This is a genomic window from Thalassolituus maritimus (genome assembly GCF_900156675.1).
Classification (GTDB): Bacteria; Pseudomonadota; Gammaproteobacteria; order Pseudomonadales; family Oceanobacteraceae; genus Thalassolituus; species Thalassolituus maritimus.
On record NZ_FTOH01000011.1, the window covers coordinates 61051 to 80876 of the forward strand.

Genomic DNA, 19826 nt, shown 5'->3' on the forward strand with positions numbered 1-19826 from the left:
CGTTTGGAATTTAATCGAGTAAATATGCCAGTGTGTTAATGGCTGGCTCAAGTGCTGACTCCCACGGCAAAGCACAGTTTATTCGGAAATGGTGTTTGAATCGTTGATCGCTGGAAAATAAATAACCAGGGGCGATGCTGATCCTGTGTTCCAGTGCTTTTTGATAAAGCTCGGTGGTATCGAATACCTCGGGCAACTGCACCCACAAGACAAAGCCGCCTCGGGGTCGGGAGGTGCGGGTGCCGGGTGGAAACGTCGTTTGAATCAGGTCAATGCATTGCCCTATATTCGCGGCATAGCGGCGGCGTATTTTCCGGACATGCTTGTCCATGCCGCCATTGCGCAGGTATTCATCCAGTACCCGTTGGTTCAATGTGGCGCTGGCAATATTCTGGGTGAATTTCAGGTAGGCGGCTTTCTCTGTATAGCGACCGGGTGATAGCCACCCTACCCGCAGGCCGGGGGAAACCGATTTGGAGAAAGAGCTGCAATAGAGTACTTCCCCGGTCGTGTCGAAGTGTTTGTAAGGGGTCGGGCGATGACCGTCGAAGGCAAGGTCACCGTAGATATCGTCTTCCACCAACGGTACATCGAAGCTATTGAGCAGCGACAGCAGCGCCTGCTTTTGGTTGTTGTCTGGGCAGCTCCCCAGCGGATTGCTGAAGTTGCTGACAACGATACAGGCCTTGACGTCCCACTGCTGGCAGGCGTCCTCGACCTTGTCCAGGTCCATGCCAGACTCAGGGTGGCAGGGGATTTCTACCGCGCGTAGTCCCAGGGTATCGATCACCTGCAGCAAACCATAGTAGGTGGGGGATTCCAGCAATACCACATCACCGGGTTCGGCCACGCACTTGAGGGCAATAATCAGTGCTTCGTGGCAGCCGTTGGTGACGAGGATATCCGCGGCACTCATCTCACAGCCGTAGCTCAGCATCCGCAGCGCCAGGGATTCGCAGAGTGATGGCAATCCGGGCGGGACTTCGTAGCGCATAAAGCCGGCATCGCCAGCTCGGCTGACCCGGGTGGCGATTTGTTGCAGCTCCTGTCCGGGGAAGTAGCTCTCGTGGGGTAGGGCCGCCCCCAGTTGCACCATGGTCTTGCTGCCAGTGGCCTGGATCAGATCCAGCGCCAGTCGCTGGCGCTTCATCAGTATCGGCTTCAACGTGGCCTTGGCCGGGCTTTTTACCAGTTGTGCGGCGTCTTCGCCGCGCCATTTGACGAAGAATCCCGAGCGCGGAACCGCTTCGATCATACCCTGGTTTTCCAATAGCTTCTGCGCCTGGAGGACAGTATTGATGCTGACACCATAGGTTTCCGCCAGAACACGCGTCCCGGGAATTTTTTCTCCTGGACTGTAGCGTCCTGCCTGGATCTCCCTGGTCAGCTGTTCGGCAAGCTGCTCGTAGCGATGGAGTTGAAAGCGTGGTGCATCCAAAATCTGTACCCGTTCAAATTGATATAAACTGTATCTGTACCCTTTTTTTGGAAAGATTACACTGTCTGCATTGCTCCCTCAATAGCCTGGCTCCGATGAGCCCATCAATGGCATCGTCATCTTTCAGACGGTACGGGGGCGTCAACTCTGTGAGGTGATATCGGATGCAGGCCCAACCCATGTGCCATACAAAAACGAAGTACTCTTGCTGGAAGAACGGTGAGCTGGTGAGCGCTGACCAGGCGGTCGTGTCGATCTATGACCACGGTTTGCTATACGGTGACGGCTGCTTCGAAGGACTGAGATTTTATCACCGGCATCCTTTCCGGTTGGATAGTCACCTGGCGCGGCTGCGCCGCTCCCTCAGTGCACTGGCGATCACTGTTCCCTATACCGATGATACCCTCGCACAAGCAGTCATGGCCTGTATCGGTAGCTCAGGCATGGGCGATGGGTACCTGCGGATTCTGGTGACCCGGGGTGAGGGGGATATGGGGCTGAACCCCCGCAATTGCACCGCGCCCAATGTCTTTATCATTCCGGCATCACTGTCGTTGGTCAGTGATGAAACCCGGCGCCAGGGGGTTAGCCTGATCACCAGCAGTATCAAGCGGGCAGTCGGTACGGGGCTGGATGCAAGGGTCAAATCCCTGAATTACCTACATTCGGTTCTGGCCAGGGCGGAAGCGAATGCCGCCGGCGTTGATGAAGCCATTTTGCTCAACCAGTTTGGTCAGGTGGCGGAATGCAGCGCCGAGAATATTTTTGTCGTCAAAGCGGGATCGCTGCTAACGCCGCCCGTTCAGGACGGTGCCTTGGAAGGAATTACCCGAGAAACCCTGTTGGAGCTGGCGCCTCAACAAGGATTAGAGGCTCGCGAGCAGTCCCTCACCAGCTACGATCTTTACACTGCCGAGGAGTGTTTTATCTGCGGCAGCGGTGCGCGGTTGATTCCAGTTAAAACAATCGATGGCCGGCAGATCGCCCAGTGTCCAGGGCCTGCATATCAGCGGCTGTCACTGGCCTACCAGGCATTGATTGATGACGAATGTGGGGAGAAAAGACAATGACCTTCGATTTAGCAAGCTACGCCAACACCATGGCTCGCTACAACCAGTGGATAAATGGCGGTCTGTATTCAGCTGCGGAGACCTTGACCCATGAGCAGCGCCGGTCGGAGTGCGGCCTGTTCTTCGGCTCCATCTACAACACCCTTAATCACTTGCTGGTCTGCGACCTGATGTGGCTGGCCCGATTCAAAAACGAACCCGTCACAGTGAAAAGCCTGACCCAGGAGCTGTTCAGTGATTATGCCGAGCTGAAACAAGCTCGTGAACAAACTGACAAGGACATTATTGCCTGGGCACAAAGCCTGACGTTATCCCCGCCGCCCGAACGGTTGAACTATGTCAGTTTATCGAGCGCTACCGAGCGGAATGTGGACTTCGCTCAGGCTATTGTGCATTTCTTCAATCACCAAACCCACCATCGTGGACAGGTGACAGCGGCGCTGTCCCAGCAAGGCGTAGAGTTCGGGGTGACAGACTTGATCTTTATGCCGGAGGAGAATTGACGATATTGATCACTTTCTCTTTTTTTTCATCATTTTCGAGAGACAGGCATTGAGCCAAACGCAGTAAATTTTCAATTAAAAAATTAGGTCGGGAGGTAAAAGTTGGAAGCGCAAGATACAGGCTATGAATCCAAGACACTGGAGAGTTTTGGCCGCCAGGCGGTGATGCAAACCCTGGACGCGGAGCTGAGTATACAGGGGCCAGGAATCGTCTCCATCCGCTTTCCCTTCCAATCCCGGTTTACTCAACAGAACGGCTACATCCATGCGGGCATTGTCGCCACTATCCTGGACAGCGCCTGTGGCTATGCCGCATTTACACTGATGCCACAGGGGGCGGATGTGCTCACCGTGGAATTCAAGGTGAACCTGTTGCGCCCAGCCAAGGGGGATCACTTTGCCGCGAAGGCAACGGTGGTCAAGCCAGGCAAAACAATTTCTGTCGTGGAAGCTACATTGTACAGCTCGGAATATGGCGAAGAAAAACCGGTAGCGACCATGACGGCAACTATCATGACAATGTTGCAATCATAAAAATTGAGGAGTAGGCAGGAAAGGATAATGAATGGCTACACAGCCCCCGACCTAAACCACAGTGCGTTGATCAGCATCGACGTACAAAACGACTTTGTGCTTGATGATGCGCCCGCCCGCATTCCAGGCACGCTGGAAGCGGTTCCGGCAATGAGAAAGATGATTCAGTCATTCCGAGACAGCGACTTACCGGTTATCCATGTTATCCGCTTGTACCTGCCGGATGGCTCTAATGTGGACTTATGCCGCCGTGCGGCCGTTGAGCGAGGAGCCCGTATCGCGATACCGGAAAGTGACGGTGCTGAGCTTGTTGCATCATTGAAGCCCAATAGTGATACCCGCTTGAATGCCCAATTATTGTTGTCGGGTTGTGTCCAGGAAATTGGTCGCAATGAGTTTGTTTTTTTCAAGCCCCGGTGGGGCGCCTTTTACCAGACAGGACTGGAAAATTTCCTGCGAGGGCGAGGCATCAATACCTTGGTGTTTCTGGGTTGTAACTATCCCAATTGTCCCCGCACCAGTATCTACGAGGCCAGTGAGCGGGATTTCAGGATCATACTGGTCACGGATGCGATTTCTCAGCTCTATCCCAAGGGAGAAGAAGAGATGAAAAATATTGGCGTGACACTTTGCTCCTCTGAAGGTCTGGATCAGTTGGTACGAGGATCCATTTGTAAAGAATGATTTGGAGGAGTCGGCGTGATTGGGCACTGTCGATGTACGAATATAAAAGTGGAGTGGCAGTTTGATCGTGCCAGCGAAGTTCATCCCGTCATTTGTGATTGCGAATACTGCACAGCCCACAATGCTCAATATGTATTCCAATCTGACTCTACCGTGGAAATACACATAAGGGATTTTTCATTCTATCGCCAAATCCAGCAGGGAACGAAGACCGCCGATTTTCATGAATGTCGAAAATGCGGAATATTGGTTTGTGTGACCGTTGAATCAGGTGGAAAAATCTATGGGGCGATTAACCGTGACTGTTTTCCTGAGAGGCTGGTTTTCGCCACGCCATTAAGGGTTGATCATGATGGTGCTCCCATACAAGACCGAATAAAGAAATGGGAACAGAATTGGTGTTCTTCGGTAACTATTAATACAGGATAGATCGCAGAGCATTGAGATAAATGAATCGATGATGAGCGCAGTGTTGTGTGGGAAAAATATACATCAATGAGTCAATCATCTAGTCAAAGGAGTTTTTAATGAAGTGCTACGCCATTGGTGAGATTAATTTCTCTAATCATCATTGGGTAAATGATTATCTTAAGAATGTGACGCCATTGGTGGAGAAGCTGGGGGGTATATATTTGGCAAGAACTTCATCAGTGGAGTTGTTGGAAGGTGAAGGGGGGTCTCCCCAAACGGTCGTTCTTATTCAATTTCCTTCAAAAGAAGTGGCGATGAAGTTTTACCATAGTGATGAATATGAATCTTATAAAAAAGCCTGGAAAGACGGCTCGCATGGGAGGTTTATCCTAGTGGACGGGCATGATGTTGCTTTGGACCAAATATAGTTAAAACGCATCAAGAGTCACATTAAGAGGGTTTTTCTATTACCCGCGGTATCGGACGATGAAAAGACTATATCCAATGGTTTTCTGTTAAAGGTTCAGTTCAACTTTTTTCAGAACAGGGGCAGGTAAATATTCATTCTGGCTCAAAGTAGCAGAATCTATCAATAAACTCTGTGATTGGAGGATGCTGATTTATTTCGTGTGTTAGTTAGCTCGCGAACTGTAGAGAAAAAATCAAGGGTGTGTTGGGTATACACTTCTTTTTGGGCTTATTGGTGGCAGGGAGAGTGTGCCTGGTTTTGAAGCATAAAGTGATAAAAAGATTGGTTATAAGTTGGAATAAATTGCATGGAGCTACGTCACTTACGCTGCTTCCTCGCTGTCGCTGAAGAATTGCATTTCGCCCGTGCGGCAGAACGCCTGCACATCGAACAGTCACCCCTGTCTCGGGCGATAAAGGAGCTGGAGGAAGATCTGGGAGTCCGCCTGTTCAATCGGACGACGCGCAGTACGAGGTTAACCCGCGCCGGGCAGCTTTTCCTGGACCATGTGCCACGTATCTTTACCGCCCTGGATCAGGCGCGGGGCAGTGTGCAAGCTGCCGCGGCAGGCTTTCATGACCAATTGCGCCTGGCGCTATCCGACGGCATCACGCCTCCGCGTCTCACGGCGCTATTGGCCCAGTGTCGCGAGGAGGAGCCGCAAGTCGATATCCGTCTGTTCGAAGTGCCGTTGGGGCAACAGCTCAGGGGTCTGCATGACGACTTATATGATGTGGGCTTCGCTCAGTCCGCCGAGGTGGGGGATGGTATTGTGGCCGAGCCGGCCTGGAGTGACCCTCTTGTCGTGGCGGTGCCGGCCAGGCACCCGCTGTTGGCCTACCAGCGCATTCCGCTGGACGAGGTGCTGCGTCATCCGCTGGTCGCCTGCGACCCCCTGTCATGCGAAGGCCACTGCCATCAGATTCGTCGTATCCTGCGCAGCGCGGACCGGGAGCCTTTGGTAGTGGAGCAGGTTTCTTCCCACGACTTGATGCTGACGCTGGTGGCGGCAGGTTACGCGCTGGCACTGGTGGGCGCTTCTCACTTGGCCGCGTCTCGTCGAGAGGAGGTGGTGGCCCGGCCTCTGGCGGGACGATCACCGGTGTTGACAACCTGGTTGCTGCGCCGGGATGCCGAGCCATCCGAAACCCTTCGAAGATTTATCGGGCGCGTCACACCGATGAGCGGCGATCCCCCGCACGAGGGAGACTCATTTACATCCGATACCAAGGGAGAAAATTGATCATGAAGTGTTTAAGCCTGCTGCTGGCTGTCGTGTTGTTGAGTGCCTGCGGTGAGAAACCCGCATCGACTGAAAAGCCATCCGCTGAAACTCCGCTCACCGATACCGTGGAATCGCTGTTGGCCAATCCCGAGCGGCGCAAGGAGCTGCGGGAGCAGTGTCGGCTCAATCGTGCGGAGTTGGGTGACAAACTGTGCAACATAGTAGCCGAGGCCACCAACAAGGCGTTCCTTGGTGATGGCGAAGTACCGTATACACCGCCGAAGGAAAAGCCAGCGTTTTAATGCCGACTGGCTGAAAAGTTTCGCTGGATAACCCGCTTTGCTGGAATACGCTGTTATTTGCGGTGTTTTTACAGTGTTCCCCCTACCTGGCAATCTTGCATTTCCCTTCAGCATTGTGCCGATAACAGTCTTTGACCGGCACTGATCCAGCACCGAATCTGACACCTGTTCGCACGCTCATGTGCGTGCTAAATCAGGACAGACTCGGAGGTGGATATGCGGGCGACAGGCGTACTCTACGGTCAGGTGCTGACGGTGTTCGGCATCGTCATCGCTGGGGTGTGGGGCGCCACCCAGTGGGTGGCCTACGCGCTGGGCTACCAGTCTCGTTTGGGTGCCCCCTGGTTCGAACTACTCGATAAACCGGTTTACCACCCATGGCGCTTGTTTGACTGGTGGTTCTTCTTCGATGCCTATGCGCCCGGCGTGTTTGTTACCGGCGGTGCCATCGCCGGGGCCAGTGGCCTGGTGGCGGTGGTGGTCGCCATCGGTATGTCGATCTGGCGGTCGCGGCAATCGCGGCTGGTGACCACCTACGGCTCGGCGCGTTGGGCGGAACCTGCGGAAATCCACCGTGCCGGGCTGATCGGTGATGCCGGTGTTTTTCTTGGCCAGCACGACGATAAATACCTGCGCCACGAAGGCCCAGAACATGTATTGACCTTCGCACCGACCCGCTCGGGCAAGGGCGTGGGTCTCGTGGTGCCAACCCTCTTGTCCTGGCCCGCCTCGGCGGTGATCCACGACATCAAGGGCGAGAACTGGCAACTGACTGCTGGTTGGCGGGCACGGTTTTCCCACTGCCTGCTGTTCAATCCCACTGATGCCAAGTCGGCGGCCTACAACCCCTTGCTGGAAGTGCGGCGCGGTGCCCATGAAGTCCGCGATGTGCAGAATATTGCCGATATCCTTGTGGACCCTGAAGGCGCGCTGGAGCGCCGCAACCACTGGGAGAAAACTTCTCATGCCTTGCTGGTTGGCGCCATCCTACATGTGCTTTACGCGGGTGAAGATAAATCCCTGCGTGGTGTCGCCAACTTCCTCTCCGATCCGGCCTGTCCCTTCGAGGTGACACTGCATCGAATGATGACCACCAAGCATTTGGATGACGGGCCACATCCGGTAGTGGCCTCGGCGGCAAGGGAAGTGCTGAACAAGTCGGACAACGAGCGCTCCGGTGTGCTGTCCACCGCCATGAGTTTCCTGGGGCTGTACCGTGATCCCACGGTGGCCGCCGTGACCTCCCGCTGCGACTGGCGCATTGCCGATTTGATCGCCGCCGAGCATCCGGTGTCCCTGTACCTGGTGGTGCCGCCCTCGGACATCAACCGTACCAAACCGCTGATTCGCCTGCTCCTCAACCAGATCGGGCGACGGCTGACCGAATCATTGGACGGCAGTGACGGCATCGAGCGTCGGCACAAGCTGTTGCTGATGCTGGACGAGTTTCCCGCACTGGGCCGGCTGGACTTTTTCGAGTCGGCACTCGCCTTTATGGCGGGCTACGGCATTCGCAGTTTCCTGATCGCCCAGAGCCTCAACCAGATCGACAAGGCCTACGGCGTCAACCACGCCATTCTCGACAACTGCCATGTACGGGTGACCTTCGCCACCAACGACGAGCGCACCGCCAAGCGGATTTCCGACACCCTGGGTACGGCTACCGAACTGCGGGCACAGCGCAACTACGCCGGTCACCGGTTGGCGCCGTGGCTGGGGCATTTGATGGTCTCGCGCCAAGAGACGGCGCGGCCCCTGTTGACGCCGGGGGAGGTGATGCAACTGCCGCCGGACGAAGCAGTGGTGATGGTCTCCGGGCAACCACCGATCAAGGCAAAGAAGCTGCGCTATTACCTTGATGGGAATTTTACCCGTCGGGTGCTGCCGCCTCCTGTTCTGGATGAAGGGCGTTATATCGACGTGCCCGAGGTTCGCCCCAATGACTGGAGCGAACTGGCAGTGCCGACAGTGCCGGCTGCGGCTTCCAGCGCGGTTGATAACGCTGGAGGGAGTGATGATGGCGGTCCGCGCCGACAACCGGAACTCTCGGAGGCTGTGACTTGGGAACCGGAAACCAAACCACCCACCAATGATCTGGCCTTATTGGATGATGAGGACGGCATCACACCCTTGCCCTCGAAGTTCGACCCGCGCCTGCAACGTTTGGCACGGCAGGCCGCCCTCGATCCCGATGATGGAATTGCCCTATGAGCCGACTGCATTCCCGCCACCGACTGAATTTGTTTATCGAGCGCGACCATGCCAAACGCCTGGAGGAGTTGTCCGCGAAGAAAGGTGTGTCCAAGTCCTCCATTGTTGCGGCGGCATTGGCGTCCTGGCTCTCGCCCGATGCCGCCGATAAGCGCGAAGCGGCCATGGCAAAACGGCTGGATCACCTGTCCCGCCAGTTCGAGAAGTTGGAACGGGACCAGAACATCCTGATCGAGACGGTGGCGCTGTATGTGCGTTACTACCTGACGGTGAGCACGCCGCTGCCGGAGTCACATCAGGAGGCGGCCAGGTCCCAGGGCAGGGCGCGCTTCGAGCAGTTCGTTGAGCAGTTGGGCCGACACATCTTACGTGGCCGCAGTTTGGTGCGGGAGGTTTATGAAGAATTGGAACCTGATACGCGGCGGCTGGATGAGATTGCCGCTCAGGTTGAGGCCCAGGAGCGCGAGCAGCAACAACAGCACGATGGGGAGGGCGAATCATGAACGCGGCTCACCCATCGTCATCCTCGACACAATCACTTGACCGGCGCATCCGCATGCTGCGCACCGCCATGGGGCCGTTGATCGCCGCCGCACTGGCGGACGCGGATGTGGTGGAGGTGATGCTCAACCCAGATGGCAGTTTGTGGGTGGATCGTCTGTCCACGGGGCGAGCGCCAACCGGTGAAACGCTGTCCGCCGCCGATGGCGAACGCATCATTCGCCTGGTGGCGGCTCACGTGGGTGTGGAAGTCCATCGCGGTCGGCCACTGCTGAGTGCCGAGCTGCCGGAAACCGGCGAGCGTTTCGAGGGTGTCCTGCCTCCTGCTTCACCGGCCCCGGCCTTTGCCCTGCGCAAGCGCGCGGTAGGAGTAATTCCGCTGGAAGACTATGTGCGCGATGGCGTGCTAGCTGAGGGTCAAGCGGATTTTCTGCGCTCCGCGGTGCGCGAGCGACAGAACATCCTGGTGGCCGGCGGCACCAGTACCGGCAAGACGACGCTTGCCAATGCACTACTGGCGGAGATTGCGGCTACCAATGACCGGGTGCTGGTATTGGAAGATACGGTTGAACTCCAGTGTGTAGCAAAAGACCACGTACCGCTCCGCACCCGCTCCGGCGTGGTGTCCATGACCGAGCTTGTGCGGGCCACCATGCGCCTGCGCCCGGACCGGGTGGTGGTTGGTGAGGTGCGCGGCGGCGAGGCGCTGGATCTGGTCAAGGTCTGGGGCACAGGCCATCCCGGCGGCATCGCCACCGTGCATGCCGGTTCCGCTCAGGGTGCACTGCTTCGCCTTGAGCAACTGATCCTGGAAGTCGCCATCACGCCGCCGCGTGCGCTGATTGCCGAGGCGGTGAACGTGGTGGTGTTTATCGCGGGGCGCGGTCGTGCCCGCAAGGTGCGCACTATGGTCCGGGTCACCGGTTTCGACAGCAACGGCTATCACCTCGACGAATGCCTGTCGTCGTCGCTTTCATCCTCAATCGCCTCATCCTCAACTACAACTGGAGAACCATCATGACCGCTGCCCACCCAATGCGGATTTCTGTAAATCCGGTTTTACGCTCCGGCTTGAACACCCTGATATTTGCCGCGTTGTTGCTGTGCCTGGCGACAACGGCACAGGCCGCGGGTTCCAGCATGCCCTGGGAGGGGCCGCTGCAATCCATTCTCGATTCTATCCAGGGGCCGGTGGCCCGGATTGTGGCGGTGATCGCCATTATCGCCACCGGGTTGGCACTGGCCTTTGGTGATACTTCCGGCGGTTTTCGGCGGCTGGTGCAGATCGTGTTTGGTCTGTCCATCGCCTTTGCTGCCTCCTCGTTCTTCCTGTCCTTCTTCAGCTTCTCCGGCGGGGCGGTGGTGGCATGAACGGAGTGTCCGCATTCATTGACGGTTTCGAGGTGCCGCTGCACCGGGCACTGACCGAGCAGATTCTGCTGGGCGGGGCACCGCGCACCGTGGCCATCGCCAACGGCACCCTGGCAGCCGCGGTGGGTCTGGGGCTGCAACTGTGGTTGCCCGGCCTAGTGCTGTGGCTGCTGGGGCATTCACTGGCGGTATGGGGTGCGCAGGCCGACCCGCAGTTCATGGCGGTGTTCCTGCGGCATTTTAAGCACAAAGCCCTGCTGGATGTGTGAGGGCAGCCATGTTGAACCTGACCGAATACCGCAAGCGTCCTGCCCTGTTGGCTGATTGGTTGCCCTGGGCAGGGCTGGTCGCTACAGGAGTGGTACTCAACAAGGATGGATCGTTCCAGCGCACGGCGCGCTTTCGGGGGCCGGATCTGGACAGTGCCACCCAAGGTGAACTAATCGCCACATCGGCGCGGCTCAATAACGCGCTGCGGCGCCTGGGATCGGGGTGGGCGCTGTTCGTGGAAGCCGAACGACTCCAGGCAGCAGGCTATCCGCAGTCGGAGTTTCCCGAGCCGCTTTCCTGGCTGATGGATGAGGAAAGGCGAGCGGCCTTCGAGGAAGACCACAGCCACTTCGAAAGCGCCTACCACCTGACGCTGGTATACCTGCCGCCGGAAGAGTCGCTCGCCCGGGCGACCAGCCTCGTCTACGAAAACACGTCTCGCCAGGTGGCGAACTGGCGTGAGCGACTGGACGCCTTTACGGCGGAGACGGACCGCGTGTTCGATCTGCTTGATGGCGTGATGCCGGAACTGGCCTGGCTGGATGACAGCGAGACGCTGACCTATTTGCACGGCACTGTTTCCACTCGCCGTCATCCAGTGGCGGTACCGGAGACACCGTTCCATCTTGACGCTTTGCTGGCCGACAGCCCGTTGACCGGTGGCCTGGCGCCGATGCTGGGCGAGGTGCACCTGCGCGTAGCCACGGTGCGGGGTTTCCCCACATCGACCTGGCCGGGGATTCTGGATGACCTGAACCGGCTGGGTTTTGGCTATCGCTGGAGTACGCGTTTTCTGTGCTTGGACAAGGCGGAAGCGGAACGGGAGCTGGGGCGATTGCGCCGGCAGTGGTTTGCCAAGCGCAAGAATGTGGCGGCGCTATTGAGGGAGATCCTGTTCCAGCAGGAAAGCCCGCTGGTGGATGCCGATGCCTCTAATAAGGCGGGGGATGCGGACGCCGCCCTGCAGGAACTCGGCAGTGACCAGGTGGCCTTCGGCTATGTCACGGCCACCGTGACGGTGCTAGATACTGATTCCGCCATCGCCGATGAAAAACTGCGCCAGGTGGAGCGGGTCATCCAGGGGCGGGGTTTTGTCACCATCCCCGAGACAATCAATGCCGTGGAGGCTTGGCTGTCCTCGATCCCGGGCAATGCCTACGCCAATGTGCGCCAGCCCATTGTCTCTACGCTAAACCTGGCGCACCTGCTGCCGGTGTCGGCGGTCTGGTCGGGGCCGATGAAGAATGTTCATCTGGACGCCCCGCCGTTGATCGTCACGCGCACCGATGGAGCCACGCCGTTCCGGCTCGTCACCCATATTGGTGATGTCGGTCATACCCTGGTGGTGGGGCCTACCGGCATGGGCAAATCGGTGCTGTTGGCCACACTGGCCTTGCAGTTTCGTCGCTATCCGGGGTCGCGGATTTTCGCTTTCGACATGGGGCGCTCTCTGCGCGCGACGATTCTGGGCCTTGGTGGCGAGCACTATGACCTGGGTGCAGAAGGTGAGATAGCGTTCCAACCCCTTGCCGGGATCGGCCGGGAGGATCGACGCGCCTGGGCGGCGGAATGGCTGGAAGGGCGGATACGACAGGAGGGAGTTTCCCTTGGCCCCGATGAAAAAGCGGCGATCTGGTCGGCGCTGGAAAGCCTGGCCGGTGCGCCGGTGGAGCAGCGCACCCTGACGGGATTTTCCGTCCTGCTGCAGGACAATGCACTGCGCCAGGCGCTGGCCCCGTACCTGCTGGGTGGTACCCACGGCAAGCTGCTGGACGCCGAGCATGACCGCCTGGGTACAGCCGATGTGCAGTGCTTTGAGATGGAGGAATTGATGGCCAGCCGCGCTGCCGTGCTGGCCGTATTGGGCGTGTTGTTCGCACGCCTCGATGAGCGTTTCGACGGGGCTCCGACGCTTCTGATATTGGATGAGGCCTGGCTATACCTCGACGATCCGGTGTTCGCGGAGCGCATCCGCCAGTGGCTGAAGACCCTGCGCAAGAAGAACGTCAGCGTGATTTTCGCCACCCAGTCGCTGGCGGATATCCAGGGTTCCAGCATCGCGCCTGCTATCGTCGAGAGCTGCGCGAGCCGCATTTTCCTGCCCAACCCCCAGGCCACCGAGCCACAGATTCGCTCCATCTACGAAGGCTTCGGGCTCAATGCCCAGCAGATCAAGATTGTCGCCACCGCCGAGCCCAAGCGCGATTACTACTACCAGTCACGACTTGGCAATCGCCTGTTCGACTTGGATCTGGGGCCGGTGGCGCTCGCCTTTGCCGGCGCCTCGACGCCTGAGGATCAGCGTGAGATGGATGTGCTGCTGGCCTCGATGCCGGTATCTGATTTTGCCGCCGCCTGGCTGCGCCATCGCGGTCTCGATTGGGCGGCGCAATTGCTTGATCAACACTCACTCGCAGGAACATCTCTGGATGAACTTCCCAGGAGGAAAAGCCATGAACCGTAAACGCCCGTTGGTATCCCGCTTTCGCGTGGTGGCGCTGGTCAGCGCCATTGCCTTTACCGTCGTCCAGCCCGCCCATGCCCTGTTTGGTGTAGGCGATATTGTGCTCGATCCCTCGAATCTGGCGCAAAACATACTGACCGCCGCCCGCACCCTGGAGCAGATCAACAACCAGGTACAGCAGCTGCAGAACGAGGCGAACATGCTGATCAACCAGGCTCGGAATCTAGAGCGGCTTGATTTCAATTCAGTGAATCGACTGCGCTCTGCACTGGCGACCACCGGGCGCCTGATTGCCGAGGCCCAGGGCTTGCCCTATGAGGTAAACCGCATTGACCAGGAATTTGCCAGGCTCTACCCGCAGGAATACGCGGCTACCGTAAGCGGTGACCGCATGGCGCAGGATGCCCGCGAGCGTTGGGCGCACACCCTCAATGGCCTGCACACGGCGATGCGTATGCAGGGGCAGGTCTCCCAGAACCTGTCTACAGACGAGGGCGTGTTGACGGATCTGGTGAATCATAGTCAATCAGCTAACGGTGCCCTGCAGGCGATGCAGGCCACCAACCAACTCCTCGCGTTACAGGCCAAGCAGTCCATCCAGTCCCAGCAATTGCGGCTGACGCAGGATCGCGCCGCGTCCCTGGAGTTGGCCCGGCAGGCTGCCGCCACAGAGCGTGGCCGGGAAGTGACCCGTCGATTTCTGGGGGAGGGCACGGCCTACACACCGCAGCCGGTTTCCTTCTACGGGTATTGAGGCAGTGTGATGACTTTGATACCTGTTCCGATGGAGGCGCGTGGCCATGGATGATGTCGCGGTAATCGACCGCTTCCTCAACGTCTTCTCCACCTACATCGATTCGGGTTTCGGGTTGCTGGGTGGAGAAGTGGCGTTTCTGACAGCCACCCTGGTGGTGATCGACATGACCATCGCGGGACTTTTCTGGGCGCTGAGCCATGCTACCGGGCAAGCCGATGACGTGCTGGTTCGCCTGATTCGCAAGGTGCTCTACGTGGGAGCCTTCGCCTACATCATAGGCAACTTCAATACGCTGGCGGGTATCGTGTTCCGCTCCTTCGCCGGGTTGGGGTTGATGGCGTCGGGTACTGGGATGACGGCTGCGGAATTCCTGCAACCGGGCCGCCTGGCCAAGGTGGGCGTGGATGCCGGCGCGCCAATCCTAGAGCAGATCAGCGAGATGTCCGGCTTCCCGGAGGTATTCGTCAATATCACGCCCATCGTGGTGCTGTTCCTGGCCTGGCTGGTAGTGATCCTGACTTTCTTCGTGTTGGCGATCCAGCTCTTCATCACCCTGATTGAGTTCAAGCTGACCACCCTGGCCGGGTTTGTGTTGGTGCCGTTCGCATTGTGGAACAAGACTGCCTTTCTCGCTGAAAAAGTCCTGGGCAACGTGGTGTCCTCCGGCGTCAAGGTACTGGTGCTGGCGGTGATCATTGGTATCGGCACCGGACTCTTTGCCGAATTCCAGGTTGCCCCCGCCGAACCCTCTGTGGATTTTGCACTGGTAATCATGCTCGCTTCCCTGGCGCTGTTGGCCTTGGGAATCTTCGGGCCGGGCATTGCCACTGGCTTGGTTTCCGGCTCACCACAACTGGGCGCCGGAGCGATGGCAGGCGCCACCCTCGGCGCGGCCGGGACCGCCGTGGCTCTGGGTGCTGCTGCCACTGGAGTGGGTGGCGCCGTGGTGGCCGGAGCGCGAATGGCGCCCGGTGCCGTTCGGATGGCGACAGGTGGTGCCAGCTCGATGAAGGCTACGGCCAGCGGGGCGAGTTCGGTCATGGATTCAGCTGCCGCAAACACGAAGCACGCAACAGCGTCGGGCGGACAACCGGCCTGGGCCAGGCAGTTGCAACGTCGCCAGCAGCTTTCCGATACCGCGACGACCGTTGCCCACACCCTGCGCGGTGGGGATGGTGGCGGTTCTGGATCAGGCCCCAGCCTGAACGACCCGGATTCCTAAGGAGAATTTTTCATGCGATTCAAGCGACCTCACGCGCGTTATGCCGAATCCCCGCAACCGGTCACACCCTATCAGGCGGCTGCCCAGGCCTGGGATGAGCGCATAGGGTCGGCCCGGGTGCAGGCGAAGAACTGGCGGCTGATGGCCTTTGGCTGCCTGACCTTGGCCCTGCTGATGACCGGCGGGCTGGTGTGGCGTTCGGCACAGTCCATCGTCACGCCCTATGTGGTGGAGGTGGATACGGGCGGACAGGTGCGGGCCGTGGGGGAGGCCATAACGCCGTACCGGCCCAACGATGCGCAGACCACCCATCATTTGGCCCGGTTTATCACCCTGGTGCGCTCGCTCTCCATTGATCCGGTGGTGGTGCGCCAGAACTGGCTGGACGCCTACAACTACACCACCGACCGCGGGGCTGCGGTGCTCAACGATTACGCCCGCACCAACGATCCTTTTGCCCGCATCGGCCAGGAATCGGTGACGGTGCAAATCAACAGCGTGGTGCGGGCCAGCGACAGCTCTTACCAGGTGCGCTGGAGCGAGCACCGGTTTGTGAACGGCGCGGCGGCCGGTATCGAGCGCTGGACGGCAGTGGTGTCCGTCGTGCTGCAAACCCCGCGTACCGAACAGCGGCTACGCCGCAATCCATTGGGCATCTACGTCAATGGCCTGTCGTGGAGTCGGGAGCTGGAGGCCACTGAAGGAGAGATGCCATGAGCAAACAATTGGATAGATGCGCCGGGGGCCTGGTACTGGCGGTGGCGATTGTGCTGGCCGGCTGCGCCACGCCGCAAAAACCGCCACAAATTACCCTGGACGAGCCGGTCGCGGCAACCCTGTTGCCGGAGCCCGACAGACCAATAGAAGTGGTGGAAGTGCCAAAACCCCTGCCGTTGCCGGGGCAACTGATGTCCTTGCCTGTGGAAGCGGAGGGTACCGAGGAAGTCGAGCTTGCAGATCCGCAGACAGAGGTAGACCAGGCTACCGAGGAGGCGCGGGTGCCACCGATGCGGGAAGGCTATGTCAATGCCGTCCAGGTCTGGCCCTTTGCCGAGGGTGCGCTGTATCAGGTCTATGCCAGTCCCGAGCGAGTGACCGTCATTGCCCTGCAGCCCGGGGAGGAACTGGTAACGGTCGCCGCCGGGGATACAGTGCGCTGGATCGTGGGGGATACGTCCAGTGGCACCGGAGTCGAGCAGCGAGTCAATGTGTTGGTCAAACCCATCCGCGTGGATATCCGGACCAACCTGGTGATCACCACCAATCGCCGTACCTATCTGATGGAGTTGATTTCCACCGAGAAGACCTGGATGGCCTCTGTCTCTTGGAACTATCCGAGGGATCGCATGCTGGCCTTGCAGCGTCGCTCGCAGGCGGCCGAGGTCGCCACGCCGATTGACCGGGATTTGTCCTTGGAAAGCTTGCGATTCCGTTATGCCCTGAGTGGGGATCAGCCGTCATGGCGGCCACTGAGGGCCTTCGACGATGGCGGGAAGGTCTATATCCAGTTCCCGGCCGGGATCGCCCAGGGTGAACTGCCGCCGCTGTTCGTGATCGGCCCGCAGGGCGATGGGCAGTTGGTGAACTACCGCTTCCGCTCGCCGTACTACATCGTGGATCGACTCTTCGGTGCTGCCGAACTGCGTCTGGGTGGTGAGGAAGGCGAGGTGGTACGCATTGAGCGAACCGATGGGGTACGGAGGGAGTGAGTATGGACGACGACAATACCCCGGATCAGTCACAGTCAGAACCATCGCCGAAGTTGGCACCGGAACAGGTGGCCCTGCGTGCCCAGCCGCGACCGGTCACGCGGCTGAACCGGCGGATGCTGGCTGTGCTCGCCGGTGGCATGGCCACCGCCGTGTTAGGGGCGATGTTCTGGTCCTTGCGAGCACCCGAGCGGGATGACCTGAATGGCGCGGACGAATTGTACAACGTCGAGCGCGTCGCCCATTCCGAAGGTCTGGCCCGTTTGCCAACGGACTATTCGCAACTGCCGCCTGAAGTGCCTCGCCTGGGTAAGCCGTTGCCGGGGGACCTGGGTGAGCCAATTCTGAAGGCGGAGCGGCAGACAATGGGCTATCGGGACATCGGCCAGGACACGGTCGAAGCCGACCGACTGGCACGACTCAAGGAAGCGGAAGAGGCTGCGGCCTCTGCCGTGTTCTTCGGGTCGATTCGACCACGGTCTTCTACCGTAGCTTCTGTTGCAGGTGGAGGAGAGGGGTTGCCGATAAATCAGAGCCTGGGCGCCCTCGATTCCCTGGCGATGCTGCAGGGCTCTCCTTCCGGAGAGATCGACCCCATTACCCTGCAGAACCGTCAGGAACAGAAGGAGGAGTTTCTCAAGAAACCCGCTTTTACAGAAACCCGTAATTCCGGGGATCTGCAAACGCCGGTATCACCCTATCAAATAATGGCCGGGACGGTGATTGCCGGCGCTCTGGTGACCGGCATCAACTCCGACCTGCCGGGCGATGTGATCGCCACCGTTACGGAGCCGGTCTATGACACCGCCACCGGCCGTCATGTGCTGATTCCCCAGGGCTCGCGCATCCTGGGCCGCTACAACAGCCAGGTGAGCTACGGGCAGACCCGCGTGCAGGTGGTCTGGCACCGGGTGATCCTGCCCGACACTTCTTCCTTTCAACTCGACAACCTCGCCGGCACCGACCCGGCCGGTTATGCAGGGTTGGAAGATGGCGTCGATTGGCACTGGGATCGCCTGTTCGCAGGTGCCGCCTTGACCACGTTGTTGGGTGTAGGCGCGGAGTTGGCAGCACCCGAGAACCGCCAGGATGGCGACCGCGTCATCATCGCCGGGCGGGACAGCGCGCAGGACAGCATCAATCAGGTTGGCCAGGAGGTGACCCGCCGCAATCTAAATATCCAGCCCACCCTGACCAGCCGGCCCGGTCTGCCGGTGCGCCTTATCGTGAATCGCGACCTGGTGTTGCGGCCATACCAACCACTGATCTAACAACGGGGGATTATGCCATGACCACCAACAAACTGCGGCTGGGGCCGCTACCCAAGACAGAAACTATCAAACTGTCCTTTGCCTGCCCTGTATCCCTGAAGGAGGACTTGGAGCGTTATGCCGAGCTGCACGCTCAGACCTATGGCGAGCCAGTAGATGCGGTGACGTTGATCCCGCATATGCTGGAGGCGTTTATGGCAAGGGATCGGGGATTTAACAAGGCGCCCCAGCCTGAAAGGTAACAATATTTTTGAATAACATTTAGAATGAGTGGTGCTGTCTAGGATTAACCATGTTGTCTAGAGTAAACACAGTAGCCAAGGTAAGGCGGCAATAATAAACACCACTGACATTGGCTTAGATTACAATGTGGCAGCAAATTTGGGGACTAATAAGGAGACGTCTTTGCGTATCAACCACGCTATCCTGATTCGTGCGCTTCCAGCAGATCGCTTGGAGGACTTCGTCAATGATTGGCTGGCCCATCGTTGCAAAGACTACCATAGCCATGAACTTTGGCGCGGCACAGGTGACATGGGGCGTGATGTCACGGGTTATGTAACAGATAAACGCATGGAAGGTCCGTGGGACAACTTTCAGTGTAAGCAGCTCAGCAAGTCACTATCCGAAAGCTCGGCTTTCGTTGAACTTGGAAAGATATTTATGCACTCGGCGGCTGGCGAGTACTCGTTGCCGCGCTCTTTCATCTTTGTCGCACCGCGTGGTGTTGCTAGGGCTGTGCAGCAGTTTATTGCTCATCCTGAGCGCTTTAAGAAAGCCTTTCTCGAACGTTGGGATACTGATATTTCTGGAAAGCTTGTCGAAAAGCAGGTTGTTCAGCTCAGCCCTGAGATCGAGGCCAAGATTAGAGCATTTGATTTCACCCAGATCCATTGGCTCGACGCGGCGCGGCTTGTCGAAGATCCTGCCTGCAAGCCTGCTTTGGTTAAGTGGTTTGACGAAGACCCTGGTCCTTCGCCACGAGGTACTGTCCCCGAAGAGATAGATGCCAGCGAATCTTCGTATATCGGCCAACTCCTCAAACTATACGAAGAAAAAGGTCCAGGGACTTTCCCAGATGCAACAGCAGCCCTGGCAAGCGCAGAGTTCAACACGCATCTTCGCGATCAACGTACTCGTTTCTTCGATTCGGTGGCATTTGACCGATTTTATCGAGATTCTACCCCCGAGGATTTCTTGCCCAATTTTAAGGATGAAATCTATCACGGTGTGGTCGAGGTCCATAGTGGTGACTATGAAAATGGGCTGGCGAAGCTGCGTCAAGTGATGCAGCAAGCAGCTATCCTGCAACCATCCGGTGTACTGGGAAAGCACGCAGGTCCTCAGGTCAAACAAGGGACTTGCCACCAGTTCGCAAATGACGGTCGTTTGCCGTGGCATTGTTAGAGGACAG

Annotated in this window: 21 protein-coding genes; 20 read left to right on the forward strand and 1 reads right to left on the reverse strand. The window is 58.3% G+C overall.

What is annotated here, in order from left to right:
- Positions 1-10: 10 nt before the first annotated feature.
- Positions 11-1438, reverse strand: coding sequence for an aminotransferase-like domain-containing protein (locus BW941_RS15455; protein ID WP_076517587.1), 1428 nt, complete (start codon positions 1436-1438; stop codon positions 11-13).
- Positions 1439-1602: 164 nt separating this feature from the next.
- Here BW941_RS15455 and ilvE point away from each other — a divergent pair, with 164 nt between their 5' ends.
- The 20 genes from ilvE (at position 1603) to BW941_RS15555 (ending at position 19819) form a co-directional block, all read left to right on the forward strand.
- Entirely contained in the window at positions 1603-2508 is a 906-nt protein-coding gene (ilvE, locus tag BW941_RS15460; RefSeq protein WP_245820117.1) for a branched-chain-amino-acid transaminase, read from the forward strand.
- Positions 2505-3011, forward strand: a complete 507-nt coding sequence (locus tag BW941_RS15465; RefSeq protein ID WP_076517591.1) for a DinB family protein — start codon at positions 2505-2507, stop codon at positions 3009-3011. Before ilvE ends, BW941_RS15465 begins: the two co-directional genes overlap by 4 nt.
- 102 nt (positions 3012-3113) lie before the next feature.
- Positions 3114-3545 carry a PaaI family thioesterase gene (locus BW941_RS15470; RefSeq protein ID WP_076517593.1) on the forward strand — a complete coding sequence of 144 codons (432 nt, stop codon included), beginning with the start codon at positions 3114-3116 and terminating at the stop codon, positions 3543-3545.
- A gap of 27 nt (positions 3546-3572) precedes the next feature.
- On the forward strand, positions 3573-4229 hold the full coding sequence (locus BW941_RS15475) for a cysteine hydrolase family protein (protein WP_076517595.1): 657 nt from the start codon (positions 3573-3575) through the stop codon (positions 4227-4229).
- Between the two features lie 527 nt (positions 4230-4756).
- Positions 4757-5068, forward strand: coding sequence for a DUF1330 domain-containing protein (locus BW941_RS15480; RefSeq protein WP_076517597.1), 312 nt, complete (start codon positions 4757-4759; stop codon positions 5066-5068).
- A 348-nt stretch (positions 5069-5416) separates the two neighbouring features.
- The gene (locus BW941_RS15485) at positions 5417-6352 is read left to right on the forward strand and encodes a LysR family transcriptional regulator (protein WP_084189052.1); all 936 of its coding nucleotides are present in this window, start codon (positions 5417-5419) and stop codon (positions 6350-6352) included.
- Between the two features lie 2 nt (positions 6353-6354).
- Complete coding sequence (locus BW941_RS15490) at positions 6355-6636, forward strand: EexN family lipoprotein (RefSeq protein ID WP_139325870.1); 282 nt, start codon at positions 6355-6357, stop codon at positions 6634-6636.
- 216 nt (positions 6637-6852) lie between these two features.
- Complete coding sequence (locus BW941_RS15495; protein ID WP_076517599.1) at positions 6853-8847, forward strand: conjugal transfer protein TraG; 1995 nt, start codon at positions 6853-6855, stop codon at positions 8845-8847.
- Complete coding sequence (locus BW941_RS15500) at positions 8844-9350, forward strand: CopG family transcriptional regulator (RefSeq protein ID WP_076517601.1); 507 nt, start codon at positions 8844-8846, stop codon at positions 9348-9350. Before BW941_RS15495 ends, BW941_RS15500 begins: the two co-directional genes overlap by 4 nt.
- On the forward strand, positions 9347-10369 hold the full coding sequence (gene trbB, locus BW941_RS15505) for a P-type conjugative transfer ATPase TrbB (protein WP_076517603.1): 1023 nt from the start codon (positions 9347-9349) through the stop codon (positions 10367-10369). Before BW941_RS15500 ends, trbB begins: the two co-directional genes overlap by 4 nt.
- A complete protein-coding gene (locus BW941_RS15510; protein WP_139325871.1) occupies positions 10366-10719 on the forward strand; it encodes a TrbC/VirB2 family type IV secretion system protein in 354 nt (117 codons plus the stop codon). Before trbB ends, BW941_RS15510 begins: the two co-directional genes overlap by 4 nt.
- Positions 10716-10988, forward strand: coding sequence for a VirB3 family type IV secretion system protein (locus BW941_RS15515; RefSeq protein WP_076517605.1), 273 nt, complete (start codon positions 10716-10718; stop codon positions 10986-10988). The genes BW941_RS15510 and BW941_RS15515 overlap by 4 nt, the downstream gene beginning before the upstream one ends.
- An 8-nt stretch (positions 10989-10996) precedes the next feature.
- Positions 10997-13453 (forward strand): conjugal transfer protein TrbE, encoded by a 2457-nt coding sequence (trbE, locus tag BW941_RS15520; RefSeq protein WP_084189054.1) that lies wholly within the window; start codon positions 10997-10999, stop codon positions 13451-13453.
- Positions 13443-14207, forward strand: coding sequence for a P-type conjugative transfer protein TrbJ (trbJ, locus tag BW941_RS15525; protein WP_076517607.1), 765 nt, complete (start codon positions 13443-13445; stop codon positions 14205-14207). Before trbE ends, trbJ begins: the two co-directional genes overlap by 11 nt.
- A gap of 46 nt (positions 14208-14253) precedes the next feature.
- Positions 14254-15432 (forward strand): P-type conjugative transfer protein TrbL, encoded by a 1179-nt coding sequence (gene trbL, locus BW941_RS15530; RefSeq protein ID WP_076517609.1) that lies wholly within the window; start codon positions 14254-14256, stop codon positions 15430-15432.
- 12 nt (positions 15433-15444) lie between these two features.
- Positions 15445-16149, forward strand: coding sequence for a conjugal transfer protein TrbF (trbF, locus tag BW941_RS15535; protein WP_076517611.1), 705 nt, complete (start codon positions 15445-15447; stop codon positions 16147-16149).
- Positions 16146-17141 carry a P-type conjugative transfer protein TrbG gene (gene trbG / locus BW941_RS15540; protein ID WP_076517613.1) on the forward strand — a complete coding sequence of 332 codons (996 nt, stop codon included), beginning with the start codon at positions 16146-16148 and terminating at the stop codon, positions 17139-17141. The genes trbF and trbG overlap by 4 nt, the downstream gene beginning before the upstream one ends.
- A gap of 2 nt (positions 17142-17143) precedes the next feature.
- The gene (locus tag BW941_RS15545) at positions 17144-18412 is read left to right on the forward strand and encodes a TraB/TrbI/VirB10 family type IV secretion system protein (RefSeq protein ID WP_076517615.1); all 1269 of its coding nucleotides are present in this window, start codon (positions 17144-17146) and stop codon (positions 18410-18412) included.
- A gap of 17 nt (positions 18413-18429) precedes the next feature.
- A complete protein-coding gene (locus BW941_RS15550; RefSeq protein ID WP_076517617.1) occupies positions 18430-18654 on the forward strand; it encodes a DUF2274 domain-containing protein in 225 nt (74 codons plus the stop codon).
- A 163-nt stretch (positions 18655-18817) separates the two neighbouring features.
- Positions 18818-19819 carry an ABC-three component system protein gene (locus BW941_RS15555; protein ID WP_076517619.1) on the forward strand — a complete coding sequence of 334 codons (1002 nt, stop codon included), beginning with the start codon at positions 18818-18820 and terminating at the stop codon, positions 19817-19819.
- The last annotated feature ends 7 nt before the right edge of the window (positions 19820-19826 follow it).